This window comes from Streptomyces sp. CAU 1734 (assembly GCF_039888735.1).
Lineage (GTDB): Bacteria > Actinomycetota > Actinomycetes > Streptomycetales > Streptomycetaceae > Streptomyces.
Window position 1 is genome coordinate 21,339 of the sequence record NZ_JBDQQP010000003.1, and the last position, 15,967, is coordinate 37,305.

15 protein-coding genes are annotated in these 15,967 nt (G+C 72.4%); 14 read left to right on the forward strand and 1 reads right to left on the reverse strand.

Annotated elements, in window-relative coordinates:
- Positions 1-15: 15 nt before the first annotated feature.
- The 4 genes from AAFN69_RS06355 to AAFN69_RS06370 all read left to right on the forward strand — a co-directional run bounded on the left by AAFN69_RS06355 (position 16) and on the right by AAFN69_RS06370 (position 4,623).
- Positions 16-1,305: a DegT/DnrJ/EryC1/StrS family aminotransferase gene (locus AAFN69_RS06355; RefSeq protein ID WP_347727310.1), complete on the forward strand. Its 1,290-nt coding sequence runs from the start codon at positions 16-18 to the stop codon at positions 1,303-1,305.
- Positions 1,302-2,075 carry a methyltransferase gene (locus tag AAFN69_RS06360; protein WP_347727311.1) on the forward strand — a complete coding sequence of 258 codons (774 nt, stop codon included), beginning with the start codon at positions 1,302-1,304 and terminating at the stop codon, positions 2,073-2,075. Before AAFN69_RS06355 ends, AAFN69_RS06360 begins: the two co-directional genes overlap by 4 nt.
- 51 nt (positions 2,076-2,126) lie before the next feature.
- A complete protein-coding gene (gene hisN / locus AAFN69_RS06365) occupies positions 2,127-2,972 on the forward strand; it encodes a histidinol-phosphatase (protein ID WP_347727312.1) in 846 nt (281 codons plus the stop codon).
- An 85-nt stretch (positions 2,973-3,057) separates the two neighbouring features.
- Positions 3,058-4,623, forward strand: coding sequence for a carbamoyltransferase C-terminal domain-containing protein (locus tag AAFN69_RS06370; protein ID WP_347727313.1), 1,566 nt, complete (start codon positions 3,058-3,060; stop codon positions 4,621-4,623).
- A gap of 27 nt (positions 4,624-4,650) precedes the next feature.
- Here the strand turns inward: AAFN69_RS06370 and AAFN69_RS06375 are convergent, their stop codons facing one another.
- Positions 4,651-5,598: a LysR substrate-binding domain-containing protein gene (locus AAFN69_RS06375; RefSeq protein ID WP_347727314.1), complete on the reverse strand. Its 948-nt coding sequence runs from the start codon at positions 5,596-5,598 to the stop codon at positions 4,651-4,653.
- 196 nt (positions 5,599-5,794) lie between these two features.
- On the opposite strand from AAFN69_RS06375, the gene AAFN69_RS06380 reads away from it, so the two are divergent.
- The 10 genes from AAFN69_RS06380 to AAFN69_RS06425 all read left to right on the forward strand — a co-directional run bounded on the left by AAFN69_RS06380 (position 5,795) and on the right by AAFN69_RS06425 (position 15,873).
- Entirely contained in the window at positions 5,795-7,210 is a 1,416-nt protein-coding gene (locus tag AAFN69_RS06380) for a 2-hydroxymuconic semialdehyde dehydrogenase (RefSeq protein WP_347727315.1), read from the forward strand.
- Positions 7,207-8,052 carry a fumarylacetoacetate hydrolase family protein gene (locus AAFN69_RS06385; RefSeq protein WP_347727316.1) on the forward strand — a complete coding sequence of 282 codons (846 nt, stop codon included), beginning with the start codon at positions 7,207-7,209 and terminating at the stop codon, positions 8,050-8,052. The genes AAFN69_RS06380 and AAFN69_RS06385 overlap by 4 nt, the downstream gene beginning before the upstream one ends.
- Positions 8,049-8,801, forward strand: coding sequence for a fumarylacetoacetate hydrolase family protein (locus AAFN69_RS06390; protein ID WP_347727317.1), 753 nt, complete (start codon positions 8,049-8,051; stop codon positions 8,799-8,801). Before AAFN69_RS06385 ends, AAFN69_RS06390 begins: the two co-directional genes overlap by 4 nt.
- Positions 8,798-9,217 carry a RidA family protein gene (locus tag AAFN69_RS06395; protein ID WP_347727318.1) on the forward strand — a complete coding sequence of 140 codons (420 nt, stop codon included), beginning with the start codon at positions 8,798-8,800 and terminating at the stop codon, positions 9,215-9,217. The genes AAFN69_RS06390 and AAFN69_RS06395 overlap by 4 nt, the downstream gene beginning before the upstream one ends.
- Positions 9,214-9,786 carry a 3-hydroxyanthranilate 3,4-dioxygenase gene (locus AAFN69_RS06400; RefSeq protein WP_347727319.1) on the forward strand — a complete coding sequence of 191 codons (573 nt, stop codon included), beginning with the start codon at positions 9,214-9,216 and terminating at the stop codon, positions 9,784-9,786. The genes AAFN69_RS06395 and AAFN69_RS06400 overlap by 4 nt, the downstream gene beginning before the upstream one ends.
- Positions 9,783-10,805 (forward strand): amidohydrolase family protein, encoded by a 1,023-nt coding sequence (locus AAFN69_RS06405; protein WP_347727320.1) that lies wholly within the window; start codon positions 9,783-9,785, stop codon positions 10,803-10,805. The genes AAFN69_RS06400 and AAFN69_RS06405 overlap by 4 nt, the downstream gene beginning before the upstream one ends.
- On the forward strand, positions 10,802-11,716 hold the full coding sequence (locus AAFN69_RS06410; protein ID WP_347727321.1) for an acetaldehyde dehydrogenase (acetylating): 915 nt from the start codon (positions 10,802-10,804) through the stop codon (positions 11,714-11,716). Before AAFN69_RS06405 ends, AAFN69_RS06410 begins: the two co-directional genes overlap by 4 nt.
- Positions 11,713-12,801, forward strand: coding sequence for a 4-hydroxy-2-oxovalerate aldolase (gene dmpG / locus AAFN69_RS06415; RefSeq protein WP_347727322.1), 1,089 nt, complete (start codon positions 11,713-11,715; stop codon positions 12,799-12,801). Before AAFN69_RS06410 ends, dmpG begins: the two co-directional genes overlap by 4 nt.
- Positions 12,795-14,030, forward strand: coding sequence for a kynureninase (kynU, locus tag AAFN69_RS06420; protein ID WP_347727323.1), 1,236 nt, complete (start codon positions 12,795-12,797; stop codon positions 14,028-14,030). Before dmpG ends, kynU begins: the two co-directional genes overlap by 7 nt.
- 76 nt (positions 14,031-14,106) lie before the next feature.
- Complete coding sequence (locus tag AAFN69_RS06425; RefSeq protein ID WP_347727324.1) at positions 14,107-15,873, forward strand: hypothetical protein; 1,767 nt, start codon at positions 14,107-14,109, stop codon at positions 15,871-15,873.
- Positions 15,874-15,967: the final 94 nt, after the last annotated feature.

Genomic DNA, 15,967 nt, shown 5'->3' on the forward strand with positions numbered 1-15,967 from the left:
GAACAGGAAGGACACATGACCACCGCCGACCGACTCGCCCTCCTCGGAGGAGCGCCCGCCATCGAACAGCCGCTGCCGCACGAGGTCTGGCCGCCCCCCGCCGACGAGGCGGAGCTGACCGAACTGGCCGCGCAGCGGAACACCGACATCTCCATCAAGGGCAACAGCGGCCCCATCGGCCGGCTCGAATCCGACTTCCTCGCCTTCCTCGACGGCGGGGCCCGCTTCGCGGTCACCTTCAACTCCGGCACCAGCGCCCTTCTCGCCGCCTACTTCGCGCTCGGCGTGCGCGAGGGCGTGGACGTCGTGGGACCCGCACTCACCTACCACGCGGCGCTGAGTCCCGTCTTCGCGCTCCGAGGCGATGTGGTCCTGGCCGACATCGACCCCGGCACCCGGGGTCTGGACCCCAGGGCACTGCATGCCGCGCTCACCGAGGACACCAAGGTCGTCACCGTCGTCCACCAGTGGGGCCACCCCTGTGACATGGACGGGATCCTGCGGGTCGCCGAGCAGTACGGGCTGCGCGTTCTGGAGGACTGCTCGCACGCCCACGGCAGCCGCTACAAGGGCAGGCCCGTCGGCACCTTCGGCGACGCCGCCGTCTTCTCCCTCCAGGCCAACAAGGCCGTCTACGCGGGCGAGGGCGGCATCCTCGTCACGAACGACCCCGGGGTGCACGACCGCGCCACCCTCCTCGGGCACTACCGGGACCGCTCCCGGGACGCCGTCCTCGACGAGGACCTGCGCGCTCACTGGGTCACCGGCTTCGGGCTCAAGCTGCGCATGTCACCGTTCAACGCCATCGTCGCCCGGCATGCGCTGGCGGCCTTCCCGGCGCGCAAGGAGGCCCGGCACCGCTGTCTGCGCCACCTCGGCGAGCTGCTGGCGGACGTGACCTATCTGGAGCCCGTACAGGTGGCCGGCCATGTCGACATGGGTGCCTGGTACGGCTACAAACCGCTCTACCGGCCCGAGGCGCTGGGCGGCGTCCCGCGCTCCGTGCTCATCGAGGCACTGCGCGCCGAGGGCATGGAGGTGGGCGCCCCCTCCGGCCCCCGGCTGTCGACCCTGCCGCTCTACGCCCGCCCGGAGAACCCCCTCTTCCCCGGGACGCCGAAGAAGGGCATCGCACCGGAGGCCGGCTCACACGCCGAGCATGTCGAGCGGCATGCGCTGTCCCTGCCCACCTTCACCGACTGGCCCGGGGACCGGACCCTCATCGGCCGGTACGCCGGGGCATTCCGCAAGATCGGCCGGCACCGCGAAGCGCTCGTGCGGTACGCGGCCGGCCCGGCCCGATGACCGACACCACCGGAGAGGCGGCGACCATGACGTACCAGGAGTCCCCCGAGGACGTGGCCCGTGCCCTGCGGCATGCCCTCGCCGGTGACGATCTGCCGGACTCCTTCACCCTGCTGGGGCGGGAATGGAGCCTGCACCGAGGCGTCTTCCCCAGCACCCTGAGCGCCGCGACCGAGGTGCTGGCCTCGATCGTGCCCTACCCCGCGGGCGGCTCCTTCCTGGAGGTCGGCTGCGGCACCGGCGTCATCGCCGTGACCGCCGCGCTGAGCGGCTGTGCCTCCGTCACCGCGCTGGACATCAATGAGGCGGCGGTGGCCAACACGGCCGCCAACGCCGCGCGGCACGGGGTGAGCGACCGGGTGCGCGTCCTCCACAGCGACATGTACACGGCCCTTGAGCCCGCCGAGCCCAATGGGTCCGCCGGGTCCGCCGGGTCCGCCGAGCCCAATGGGTCCGCCGAGCGCTTCGACACCATCTTCTGGAATGTGCCCTGGACCTATGTGGAGGACGGCTTCCCGCTCTCCACCGATCTGCACTCCGCCGTCTTCGACCCGGGCTACCGGGGCCAGGCCCGGTACATCTCCGGCGCCCACGCGCATCTGGCCGACGGCGGCCGGCTGCTGCTGGGCACGGCCGACCTCGGGGACCGCGAACGGCTCGACGCCCTCGCCGGGGAGGCCGGCCTGCGGATCGAGCTGCTGCACAGCGTCCGCCGGATCGAGGAGGTACGGGTCATGGAGTACCAGATGCTCGAACTCCACCCCAAGTGATCCGCCGCCCCCGGTACCCCCGTACCCGCGATATGCGCAGTGAGGTGTTCCATGCCACCCCATGCCGATCTCGAACTGGCCCTGCGACTGGCCGATATCGCCGACGGCATCACCAGCCGCCGCTTCCGCGCCCGCGACCTGCGGATCCGTGAGAAACCGGACCGTACGCCCGTGACCGACGCGGACACCGCCGTCGAGGCGGCCGTGCGCGAGGCACTGGCCTCCGTCCGCCCGGACGACGCCTTCGCCGGGGAGGAGACCGGCGGATCCGTCACGGCCGGGCGCACCTGGATGGTCGACCCCGTCGACGGCACCAAGAACTTCCTGCGCGGGATTCCGGTCTGGGCCACGCTGATCGCCCTGCTGGAGGACGGCCGGCCCACCGTCGGTGTGATCAGCGCCCCCGCCCTGCACAGCCGCTGGTGGGCGGCGGCCGGACGGGGCGCCTGGCTGCGGCGCGGGCCGGCCGGCCGGGACCCGCTGCCGCTGCGGGTCTCCGGCGGCACCCGCCTCGCCATGGCCTATCTCTCCACCACCAGCACACGCACCTGGGACATCTTCCACTCGCGCGACGCGTATCTGCGCCTGGCCGAAGCCTGCTGGGAGGACCGTGCCTTCGGCGACTTCCTCCAGCACTGCATGGTCGCCGAGGGAACCCTCGACATCGCGGCCGAACCGGTGGTGAGCCCGTGGGACATCGCCGCCGTGCAGATCCTGGTGGAGGAGGCCGGCGGAGTCTGCACCGATCTGCTGGGCGGCTCGCCCCGGAGCGGCACCGGCGCGCTGTCCGCCAACCCCCGGCTGCACGGGCTCGCCCTGGAAGCCCTCTCGGCCCCGCCCCCGGTCACGGCACCCAACCTCCCGGCGGCCCCGGAGACACCCCATGAGCGCGGCTGATCCCGGCCCCGGAGACCCCGTATGAGCGCGGCTGATCCCGGCGCCCGGCCGCCGGGCCCGGAAATCCACAGAGAAACGGACCATCATGCTGATTCTTTCCCTCAAGGAAGGCCATGACGGGGCGGTGGCGGCCGTCGAGGACGGCAGGCTGCTCTTCTCCCTGGAGGCCGAGAAGGACTCCTTCATCCGCTACAGCGGCCTGACCGCCGAGGTGTTCGCGGCGGCGGCGGACCGGCTGGGCGAACAGCCGGACGTCATCGCCCTGAGCGGCTGGATCAAGGGGACCCAGGCCACCGACCAGCCCTCGCGCAGCGGGTACTTCGGGGTGGGCGAGTCCGCGATCTCGGACGAGGCCGGCCGGTTCTTCGGGAAGTCCGTGCGCGTCTTCTCCTCCACACACGAGCGCTCCCACATCATGACGTCCTATGGCATGTCGGCGTTCAGCCGGGACCAGCCCTTCTACAGCCTGGTGTGGGAGGGGAACATCGGCTCCTTCTACCGCATCGACGAGCACGGGAAGGTGACCCATCTCCGGGAAGTGCTCAACCACCCGGGCAACAAGTACTCCTACGGCTTCGCCCTCGCGGACCCCACCTTCAGTCCGCGCCAGGAGTTCGTCCGCTTCCAGGACGCGGGCAAGCAGATGGCCCTGGCCGGATTCGCCGGGGACCGGCCGGCCACCCGGGCGGAGCAGGAGGTCATCGACTTCGTACTCGGCCAGAAGCAGGTCATCACCGGTGAGCTGAAGGACCGGATGACCGATTCCCCCTTCCACAACATCGGTGTGGAGACGGACGCGTACAAAAGCCTCGCCGCCCGGCTGTCGGACGCCGTCTTCGACCGGTTCCACGCCTATGCCCGGGAGCATCTGACGGAGGGCCTTCCGCTGCTCATCTCGGGCGGCTGCGGACTCAACTGCGAGTGGAACCGCCGCTGGCGCGAGTGCGGGCTCTTCCCCGCGGTCTTCGTGCCGCCGTGCCCCAATGACAGCGGCTCCGCGATCGGGACCGCCATCGACGCCCAGCACTTCTACACCGGCTCCGCCGATCTGGAGTGGGACGTCTACGCGGGCGGCGAATTCGTCGAGGACATGGAGTTCGACCCGCTGCGCTACACCGTCCGCCCGGTGAACCACGGCGAGATCGCCCGCCGGCTCCGCGACGGGGACATCATCGGCTGGGCGCGGGGCCGCTGGGAGATCGGGCCCCGCGCGCTGGGGAACCGTTCGATCCTGGCCGCCCCCTTCACCGAGGAGACAACCGTCCGGCTCAACAGGATCAAGCAGCGCGAGAGCTACCGCCCCATCGCCCCGATCTGTCTGGAGCGGGACGCGGGCCGCTGGTTCGGCGGCGGGGTCCCCGATCCGTACATGCTCTACTTCAGCCGGGTCGGCTCCGCCGATCTGCGGGCGGTGACCCATGTCGACGGTACGGCGCGCACCCAGACCGTCGACCCGGCCGCGAACCCGGAGATGGCCGCGCTGCTCACCGCCTTCGGCGCACTGACGGGATTCAGCGTCCTCTGCAACACCTCGCTCAACTACTCGGGGCGCGGGTTCATCAACCGCACCAGCGAGCTGATCGCCTACGGTGAGCTCCATGGCCTGGATGGATATGTTGTGAATGACACCTTCATCACCCCGCGCCGATAGGGGCCGGGACGGCGGCGCCGATGCCGGTCAGCCGGCCGGGGGAGTCCCGCCGAGAGTTTCGCGCAGCAGGACCGCCTCCCGGTCGAGGTGGTGGAGCAGCGCCTGGAGGGCGGGGGTACGGGTGCGGTGGGCCGCCTCCGTGGTGCCCACGGTGCGGCCCACCGAGGGAAGCTCGACCGGCAGCGCGGCGAGATGCTCGTCGTCGCGCAGCACCAGCTCGGGCAGGAGCGCCACCATGTCCGTCTGGAGCAGCAGCGCCCGCATGGTCAGGATGGAGGTGCACTCGACGCGGTCGGCGGGGAGCGCGAGACCCCGGTCCACGAAGAGGGCGCCGAGTTCCTGGCGCAGGGCGGTCTGCTCGACCGGCAGGATCCAGGGGAACCCGAGCGTGTCCGTGAGCGCGACCTCCGCGGCGCCGAGGAGCGGGTGGCCGGAGCGGACGGCGAGCCGGATGGGCTCCCGGTAGAGCATCCGCTGCCGCAGTCCGTCCCCCTCGGCGGGGGCCGATCCCACCCGGCCGACGATCACATCCAGCTCGCCGGCGAGCAGCGCGGGGTGGAGAACGTCGGGGGTGCCCTCCCGGACGACCACGGTGAGCCGGGGCCGTTCCCGCTTGAGCCCGGCGACCGCCCGGGGCAGCAGTACATTGGCGCCGGCCAGCAGGGTGCCCACGGTCACCGTGCCGTCCCGCCCCTCCCGCAGTCCGGTGAGGTGGTCCCCGGCCCGCCGCACCTCGGCGACCACCGCACGGGCGTGCTCCGCCAGCGCCTCGCCGTAGACGGTGGGCCGCATGCCGCGCGAGACCCGGACGAAGAGCGGCAGGTCGGCGATGGCCTCCAGTTCGTGGAGGGCCCGGGTCGCGGCCGGCTGGGTGAGATGCAGTGATTCCGCCGCCCGTACGACGCTTCCGTGCTCGTGCACCGCTATGAGCAGGGTCAGATGCCGGAACTTCAGCCGGCCGTCCAGGAGGTCCATCGCGGCGGGCTCCTTCCGGGAAGCGGGGCGGTGCCGGGGCACCGCGGCACCGCGACATACCAGGATCGCTATACCTCTCGCGCCGATGGGCATTGGATCGGCATAGCTGGGTGGGTGCACTATACCGGCACACCCCGGGGGCGATTTTCGGACAGCACCCGGCCCGGTAGCGGAGGTCTGCAAGTTGAGTTCACCCGTGCGGCATTACGTGGGAGGCGATTTCGACGCCTCCGGCGTGCCGTTCCCGCTCGTCGATCCGGTCACCGGCCGCGCCGTCGGCGAGGTACCCGCGGCACCCCGGGAGGTGGTCGACCGGGCGGTGCGAGCTGCGCGGGAGGCGCTGCGCGGGCCATGGGCCGGATGGAGCCCGGCGGAGCGGTCACGGCTGCTGCACCGGATCGCCGACGGGATCGAGGAGCGCTTCGAGGAGTTCGTCGCCGCCGAGTGCGCCGACACCGGCAAGCCCCGGGAGCTCGCCTCCACGGTCGACATCCCGCGAGCGGTGGCCAATTTCCGCTCGTACGCGGACCTCCTGGCCGGGCGGAGCGAGCGCTCCTGGCACACCGCCACCCCCGACGGCCGCGGCGCGCTGAACTACACGGTGCACAAGCCGCTCGGCGTCGTCGCGGTGATCTCGCCGTGGAACCTGCCGCTGCTCCTCCTCACCTGGAAGGTCGCGCCGGCCCTCGCGACCGGCAACACGGTGGTGGCCAAGCCCTCCGAACTCACCCCCGGCACGGCCTGTCTGCTGGCCGAGGTGATGGCCGGGGCCGGTGTCCCGGCGGGTGTCTTCAATCTGGTGCACGGCCCGGGCGCGGACGCGGCCGGCCAGTGGCTCACCGAGCACCCCGGCGTGGACGCGGTCGCCTTCACGGGCGAGTCGCGCACCGGGTCGGCGATCATGCGGGCCGCGGCGGACCGGCTGGCGCCGGTCTCCTTCGAACTGGGCGGCAAGAACGCCGGACTCGTCTTCGCCGACGCCGACCTGGACCGGGCCGTCGAGGGCACCCTCCGGTCGGCCTTCACCCACAGCGGCCAGGTCTGCCTCTGTACCGAGCGGCTCTATGTGCAGCGGCCGGTCTTCGACGCCTTCGCCGCGGCGCTGGCCGCCGGCGCGAAGGAGCTCTCCGGCTACGGCCCGATGGTCTCCGCCGCCCACCGGGACAAGGTGCTCGGCCATCTGGAGCGGGCCGCCGCCGACGGCGGGGTTCTGGCGGGCGGCGGGGTGCCGCGCTTCGGCGACGAGCGGGACGGCGGGTTCTGGGTGGAGCCCACCGTGCTGACCGGGCTCCCGGAGGACCACCCGGCGGTACGGGACGAGATCTTCGGCCCGGTCGTGCACCTGGCGCCGTTCGACACCGAGGCGGAGGCACTGGCCCTCGCCAACGCCGGCCCGTACGGGCTGGCCGCCACGGTGTGGACCGGCGATGTGAGCCGCGCCCACCGGGTCGCCCCCGCGCTCGACGTCGGCACCGCCTGGGTCAACACCTGGAACCTGCGCGACCTGCGCACACCCTTCGGCGGTGTGAAGGCGTCCGGGATCGGCCGTGAGGGCGGCGACCACTCCCTCGACTTCTTCTCCGAACCGATGAATGTGTGCGTGAAGCTGTGAGCACCACCGACAGGACAGGGAACGCGGCGGGTACGGCGCCCGACGCGGTGACGAGGGCGGCCGAGCGCCTCGCCGGGGCACACCGCACCGGTGTCCCCTGCGCCCCCGTCCGCGACCTCCTCGGCGCCGGCGACCTGGACGCCGCCTATGCCGTCCAGTCCGTCCTCACCGGCCGCCGCCTCGCCGAGGGCCGCCGGGTCACCGGCTGGAAGATCGGTCTGACCTCGGCCGCGGTCCAGCGCCAGCTCGGCGTGGACACCCCCGACTTCGGTGCCCTGCTCGACGACACCGCCGTGCCGGACGGCGCCGAGATCCCCTGGGGCTCGGTGCTCCAGCCCAGGGCCGAGGCCGAGGTCGCCCTGGTCCTCGAACACGACCTCCCGCACGAGCGGCACACGGTGGCCGATCTGATCCGGGCGACCGCCTTCGCGCTGCCCGCCATCGAGGTGGTCGGCAGCCGGATCCGCGACTGGGACATCTCGGCCGCCGACACCATCGCCGACAACGCCTCCAGCGGCGCGTATGTCCTGGGCACCCGGCCCGTGCCGCTGCGGGAGCTCGATCTGCGGACCGCCGGCATGGTGCTGGAGCGCCGCGGCGAGCCCGTCTCCACCGGCGCGGGCGTCGCCTGCCTGGGGAACCCGCTGCACGCCGCCGTCTGGCTGGCCGACACGCTCGTACGCCTCGGCCGCCCGCTGCGCGCCGGGGACACCCTGCTCACCGGCGCGCTCGGGCCCATGACGGCCGTCGAGCCCGGTGATGTGTTCGAGGCCCGTATCGACGGCCTCGGCTCGGTGCGCGCGGCCTTCGGGCCCGCAGACTCGGAAGGAACGGTCCGATGAGCATCGCGACACTGGCCCACTCCCTCGACACCGCGGCGCTGGAGGCGCGCCCGCTGCCGGGCGGCGGCAGCGGCCTGACGGAGACCGCCGAGGCGTACGCCGTCCAGGACGCCCTGCTCGCGCGGCGGCTGGCCCGCGGGGAGCGGCTCACCGGCGTCAAGCTGGGCTTCACCAGCCTCGCCAAGATGCGGCAGATGGGCGTGAGCGATCTGATCCACGGCCGGCTGACGGACCGGATGGAGATCGCCGACGGCGGGGTGTACGACCTCTCCGGACTGATCCATCCCCGGGTCGAACCGGAGGTGGCCTTCCTGCTGGGCGCCACCCTGCGTCCCGGCGGCGATCCGGCGGCGGCGGTCGCGGCCGTGGCACCGGCCCTGGAGATCATCGACTCCCGTTACGACGGTTTCCGCTTCTCCCTCCCCGAGGTGATCGCCGACAACACCTCCGCCGCCGCCTACGCGGTGGGGCCCTGGCGCGGCCCCGGCGCCCCGGACGGCCTGGACAATCTCGGCGTCCTGCTGGAACTCGACGGGCGCCCGGTCCAGACCGGATCCACCGCCGCGATCCTCGGGCACCCGCTGCGCGCCCTCGCCGCCGCGGCCCGCCTCGCCGGTCCGCTGGAGGCCGGCACCGTGATCCTCGCCGGCGCGGCGACCGCCGCCGTGCCCCTGCCGCCCGGCACCCATGTCCGGGCCACGATCGGCGGCCTCGGCGCCGTCCGCTTCACCACCGGGGAGGGCGCGTGATCGTCCCCGGCGCCGCCCCGCCCCGCGGCCGTTTCCCGCACCTGCGGCGCGCGGGCGACCTCGTCTTCGTCTCGGGTACGAGCTCCCGCCGCCCCGACGGCACCTTCGCCGGCGCGAGCGCCGACCCGATGGGTGTGACGGATCTCGACATCCGCGTCCAGACCCGGGCCGTGCTCGACAACATCGCGAGCCTGCTGGCCGCGGCCGGCGGCGGCCTCGGCGACCTGGTCTCGGTCACCGCGTACCTCGTCAACATGAACGACTTCGGCGGCTACAACGAGGTCTACGCCGAGCACTTCGACGAGAGCGGACCGGCCCGCACCACCGTCGCCGTCCATCAGCTTCCCCACCCCCATCTGCTGATCGAGATCAGCGCCGTGGCCCACCTCCCGCAGAGCAAGGAACAGCACCGATGACCATGAGACCGTTCAACCTCCAGTCCTGGATCGAGGAGAACCGGCACCTGCTCAAGCCGCCGGTCGGCAACGTCCAGATCTGGCAGGACGCCGATCTGATGGTGACGGTCGTGGGCGGTCCCAACCGGCGCACCGACTTCCACGACGACCCGATCGAGGAGTTCTTCTACCAGCTCAAGGGCGACATGGTGCTCCGCGTCATGGAGGAGGAGGGCCGCCCGCCGCGCGACATCCACATCCGCGAGGGTGATGTGTTCCTCGCCCCGGCGCATCTGCGGCACTCCCCGCAGCGGCCGGAGGAGGACAGCATCGGCCTGGTCGTCGAGTTCGCCCGGCCGCAGGGACACCTCGACGCCTTCGAGTGGTACTGCATGGAGTGCCACCACCTGGTGCACCGCAGCGAGGTCCAGCTCACCTCCATCGTCGACGACCTGCCGCCGGTGTTCGGCGCCTTCTACGCCGACGACGCCGCCCGCACCTGCCCGCGCTGCGCCGCGGTGCACCCCGGCCGGGACTGGCCCGCGGAACTGCGCCCGCGCACCCGCCGTGACGGGGAGGCCGGCGCGTGACCGTCGTCGATGTGCACGCCCATGTCTTCCCGGAGATCGGCCTCGCCGAGTCGCGGCGGCTCACCGGCTCCGACGACGCCCCCTGGCTGCGCACCACGGACGGCCCGGACAGCGGAATGATGATGGCCGGCTCCGCCGAGTACCGGCCGGTGCGGCGCACTCTGTGGGACCCGGCGGAGCGCGTCGCCGACCTGGACCGGCTCGGTGTGGACATCCAGGTGCTCTCCAGCACCCCGATGCTCTTCGGCTACGGCCTCGAACCCGCCCGCGCCGCCGACTGGTGCCGGACGGTCAACTCCCATCTGCTGCGGTACGCCGCGCACGCGCCGGACCGGCTGGCCCCGCTGTGCCAGGTGCCGCTCCAGGACACCGGGGCCGCCTGCGAGATGGTCGGCGAGGCGATGCGGCAGGGCTTCCGGGGCGTCCACATCGGCAACCACCTCGGCGACCGCGACCTCGACCACGGGGCGCTGCTCGAATTCCTCGCGCACTGCGCCGAGAAGGACGCGGCCGTCCTGGTACACCCCTGGGACCTGCCGTCGGGGCCCCGGTTCTCCCGGTACATGCTGGCCTGGCTCGCGGGCATGGCCGGCGAGACCCATCTGACCATCCTGTCGCTCATCCTCTCCGGCGCCTTCGAACGCCTCCCGGCCTCACTGCGGCTGATGTTCGCCCACGGCGGCGGCAGCTTCCCCTACCTCCTGGGCCGGGCCGACAACGCCTGGCGCCGCCGCGACATCGTGCGCGCCGACACCCCGCACCCGCCCTCGCACTACACCAGCCGCTTCTCCGTCGACTCGGCCGTCTTCGACCCCGGCGCGCTGCGGCTCCTCGTGGAGGTCATGGGCGCGGAGCGGGTGCTGCTCGGCTCCGACCACCCCTTCCCGCTCGGCGAGGAGGAGATCGGCCGGCTGGTGCGCGAGAGCGCGCTCTCCCCCGAGGAGCGGGCCGCCGTCCTCGGCGGCAACGCCGTCCGCTTCTTCGGCCTCGCCCCGCTCCCCAAGGAGGCCGTCCGATGAGGGCAGCCGTGATCGGATCGGGCAATATCGGCACCGATCTCCTCATCAAGATCATCAGGGGGCGGGGGGAAGTCACCGCCGCCGCGATGATCGGAATCGACCCGGAGTCGGAAGGACTCGCACGGGCCCGCCGGCTCGGCGTGCCGACCAGCCCGGACGGAGTGGCCGGCCTGCTGGCACTCGACGGCTTCGACGAGATCGACGTCGTCTTCGACGCCACCTCGGCCGCCGCGCACCACCGCAACGCCGCCGCCCTCGCCCCGTACGGCAAGACGCTCGTCGACCTCACCCCGGCCGCCATCGGCCCCTACGTCGTCCCGCCCGTCAATCTGGACGAGCACCTCGACGCCCCCAACGTCAACATGGTCACCTGCGGCGGCCAGGCCACGATCCCGGTCGTCGCGGCCGTCTCGGCGGTGACCCCGGTCCACTACGCGGAGATCGTCGCCTCGATCGCCTCGCGCTCGGCCGGACCCGGCACCCGGGCCAATATCGACGAATTCACCGAGACCACCTCCCGCGCCCTGGAACAGGTCGGCGGCGCGGCCCGCGGCAAGGCGATCATCGTGCTCAACCCGGCGGAACCGCCGCTGCTGATGCGCGACACCGTGCACTGCGTCGTCGACGACTGCGACACGGAGCGGGTGGCCGCCTCCATCCACGCGATGACCGCGTCCGTCGCCGCCTATGTGCCCGGCTACCGGCTCAAGCAGGAGCCGCAGTTCCGCGCCCTGCCCGCCGGCGACCCGCTGACGGGTCTCGCCGGCGGAGGACGGCTTCTGGTCTCCGTCTACCTGGAGGTCGAGGGCGCCGCCCACCACCTCCCGGCCTACGCCGGAAACCTCGACATCATGACCTCCGCCGCGCTGCGCACCGCCGAGCGCCTGGCCGAACGGAGCCGGGCCCGATGACCAAGGTCTACGTCCAGGACGTCACCCTGCGGGACGGCATGCACGCCGTCTCCCACCGCTACACCCTCGGCCAGGTCCGGGCCATCGCCGCCGCCCTGGAGGCGGCGGGCGTCGACGCCGTCGAGGTCTCCCACGGCGACGGACTGTCCGGCTCCTCCGTCACCTACGGCCCCGGCGCCCACACCGACTGGGAGTGGCTGGAGGCGGCGGCCGGGGTGCTCGACCGGGCCCGGCTCACCACCCTGCTGCTGCCCGGCATCGGCACCGCCGCCGATCTGCGCCGCGCCCACTCCCTCGGCGTCACCTCCATCCGCGTGGCCACGCACTGCACCGAGGCGGACATCTCCGCCCAGCACATCGGCCTCGCCCGGGAGCTCGGGATGGACGTGTCGGGCTTCCTGATGATGTCCCACCTCGCCCCGCCCGCCGAACTGGCCGCGCAGGCACGCCTCATGGAGTCGTACGGCGCGCACTGCGTCTATGTCACCGACTCCGGCGGCCGGCTCACCATGGACGGCGTGCGGGACCGGGTCCGCGCCTACCGCGACGCGCTCGACCCGGCCACCGAGATCGGCATCCACGCCCACCACAACCTCGGGCTCGGCGTGGCCAACAGCATCGTGGCGGTGGAAGCCGGGGCGCACCGCGTCGACGCCTCCCTCGCCGGACAGGGCGCGGGCGCCGGGAACGCCCCGCTGGAGCCGGTGGTCGCGGTCTTCGACCTGATGGGCTGGGAGCACGGCTGTGCGCTGTTCCCGCTGATGGACGCCGCCGAGGAGCTCGTACGCCCCACCCAGGACCGGCCCGTGCGGGTCGACCGGGAGACGCTGACGCTCGGGTACGCCGGGGTCTACTCCAGCTTCCTGCGCCATGCGGAGACCACGGCCGGGCGGCACCGTCTCGACACCCGCGACCTGCTGGTCGAGGCGGGCCGGCGGCGGCTGGTCGGCGGGCAGGAGGACCTGCTCACCGATATCGCGCTCGACCTCGCCCGGGACCGCGACGCCGCTCCCGCCCCGGCCGCCGGATCCGCCCCCGGCGCCGTACACGCACCCTCGCACGACAACGGAGACACCCCATGCTGACCGAACGCGCCGCCGCGCTGGACGCCGCCGATCCCCTCGCGCGTGTCCGCGACCGCTTCCTCCTCCCCGAGGGGGTCGTGTATCTCGACGGCAACTCCCTGGGCGCCCTGCCCTCCGCCGTCCCGGCGGCCGTCGAGGACGCCGTGCACCGCCAGTGGGGCACCGACCTGATCCGTTCCTGGAACGGCAACGGCTGGTGGGAGGCGCCGATCCGGACCGGCGACGCGATCGGCCGGCTCATCGGCGCGGCCCCCGGCCAGACGGTGGCCGGGGACTCCACCAGTGTCCAGCTCTTCAACACCCTGCTCGCCGCCGCCCGGATGCGCCCCGGACGCCGGCTGCTGCTGACCGACCCCGACCACTTCCCCACCGACCAGTACATCGCCGACTCGGTGGGCCGGCTCCTCGGGCTCGACGTCCGCCGGGTGCCGGCCGGGGAGGCCGCCGAGGTGCTGGCCGCCGAGGCCGGGAATGTCGCCGTCGCCGCCTACGCCCCGGTGGACTACCGCACCGGCGAGCTGTACGACATGGCCGCGCTCACCGCCGCCGCGCACTCGGCCGGGGCCCTGATGCACTGGGACCTCTGCCACGCGGCGGGCGTGCTGCCCGTCGAACTCGACGCCATACAGGCCGACTTCGCGGTCGGCTGCGGCTACAAATACCTCTCCGGCGGCCCTGGGGCACCCGCCTTCGCCTATGTCGCCCGGCGGCACCAGGCGGAGTTCGACCACCCCATCACCGGCTGGCACGGACATGCGGAGCCGTTCGCCATGGCGGGCACCTACACCCCGGGCGAGGGCATCAGCCGGGCCCGGATCTCCACCCCGCCGCTGCTCTCGCTGCTCGCCATGGAGGCCGCGCTGACGGCCTTCGACGGAGTGGAGATGACGGCCGTACGGGAGAAGAGCCTCTCCCTGACCGGCTTCTTCCAGGAGTGCGCCGACACACTGCTCGACGGTCTCGGCTTCACCCTGGCCACCCCGCGCGACCCCGCGCGCCGCGCCGGCCAGGTCGCGCTGCGCCATCCGGAGGCGTATCCGCTGGTCGCCGCGCTCACCGCGCGCGGCGTGATCGGCGACATGCGCGTACCCGACCTGCTCCGCTTCGGATTCAACGCGCTGTACGTCAGCCACACCGACGTACTGCACGCCGTGACGGAGCTGCGGGCCGTCGTGACCGCCGGCGAGCACCGCGCCGCCGGCTTCCGGGAGCGCCCCACCGTCACCTGATCCCGCCCGTACCCGCCCGCCCCAGGGGCACACCGTGCGCACGTCCCGCTCCTTCCCGCTCCGAAAGGACCGTCAGATGCGTTCCCTCCGAAGAAAAGCCGCCCTGGCCGCGGTGGTCGCCGCCGCCACCACGGCCACGCTCCTCGCCCCCGGTGTGTCCGGCGCGGACACCGCCGCCGCCGGCACCGACCCGGACATCCTCGATGTCTGCGCCGACCGGCGCCCCGGCCCGGCCGACCCCGGCTCGTACGGCATGCAGCTGGACGGCAGCTTCCGGCACCCCGCCCTCACCCCGGTCGACGAGGGATCCGACCACCCCTTCCCCGGCCTCAACGCGGAGTACGACACCCGCTCCTACATCAAGAACATGAAGGTCGAGGCCGCCTACGAGGGCGACGCCTTCACCCCCGACTACTTCCACAGCTGGCAGAACATCGTCGACTTCGACGGCCGCCGCTATCTCTTCCAGTACGGCCGCTCCGAGGGCCGTGTCTACGACATCACCGATGTCAAGAAGATCAAGGTGGTCGAGCGGCTGAGCCGCAAGGACGTGGGCGGCGACGAGACCCGGGCGAACGGCGACTGGGCGGCGCACGACTACTGGGGCGCCTCCACCATCCAGTGGAACAGGAAACTCAACGCCTATGTGATGGTGCAGAGCTTCGAGAGCAAGCGGCAGATCTCGGAACTCTCCGACCAGCCCCCCGGGGACAAGTACAACAACCCCGAGGGCGTGCGGAAGGTGCGCGCCAAGCCGGGGCTCAAGGGCTTCAAGGTGTACCGCCTGGACGGCCCGCGCAAGAAGGACTGGAAGCTGCTGACGACGGTCTCCACCGACGCCACCCTCGCCAACCCCGTCAACACCGACCCGGCGAAGGCGCAGCAGGGCTCCGGCTCGATCGACGTGCCGCACTGGACCGGCGAGAAGTACATGTTCATCGCCACGGCGCCGGACGACACCTGGTCGGGGACCGAGTACCCGACCAATCTGCACTCGGCCGGCTACCAGTCCTATGACATGTCCGACCCGGCCCGCCCGAAGCTGCTCGACACCTGGCACCTGCCGGGCCAGCGGACCGGCGAGGACGCCGCGTACCGCACCAACCCGCGCTGCGGCAACCGGACCAGCTGGATGGGGGCCCGGATGCCGCTCTTCCTCCCCAAGCCCGTGGAGAAGGGCGGGCGCTACGCCTTCGCCGCCATGGGCGGTTACGGCCTCACCGTGCTGGACGTCTCCGACCCGTCGAACATGCGGACCGTGAGCCGGCTGGAGCTGCCGGGATCCGTCGCGGGCACCGAGGGCGACAACATCGACGTCTCCCAGTACGAGAAGACCGGAATGATCTACTTCTCCGGCTACCCGCTCACCGAGGACTGCTACGAGCCGTACAAGGACGTCTACCAGATCGACGCCCGGGACCCGAAGAACCCCCGCGTCGTCGGTGTGCTGCCCCGCCCGACCCCGCCGAAGGCCGCCGGCTTCACCGACTACTGCCAGCGCCGCGGCAGCTTCGGCCCCAAGCGCACCGGCTACTACACCAACCCGGGCACCCACAGCGCCGGTGTCCTGAGCTACGGCTTCTACAACGCGGGCGTGCAGTTCTTCGACGTCTCCAAGCCCGCCGAGCCGGAGATCTCCGCCTACTTCGTCCCCAAGGCGTACGGCGCCGAGACCGCCGAGTACGCGTACGGCAACCAGACCCACGGTGTCTATGTGGAGTGGGACCGCAACATCGCCTGGACCCTGACCAACCACGGCATCTACGCGCTGTCCGCGCGCAAGGTCCTGGGCAAGCCGGATCTGGACGCGCCGTCGAAGCCCTTCCGCAACAGCGAGTTCTGAGCCGCCGCACCCCTTCCGCGGCACTCCTCCGCCGCACCCCGCCCGTCCCCGTCCCCGCTCCCGCTCGCACTTCCGTCACTTCCAGAAGGGCACC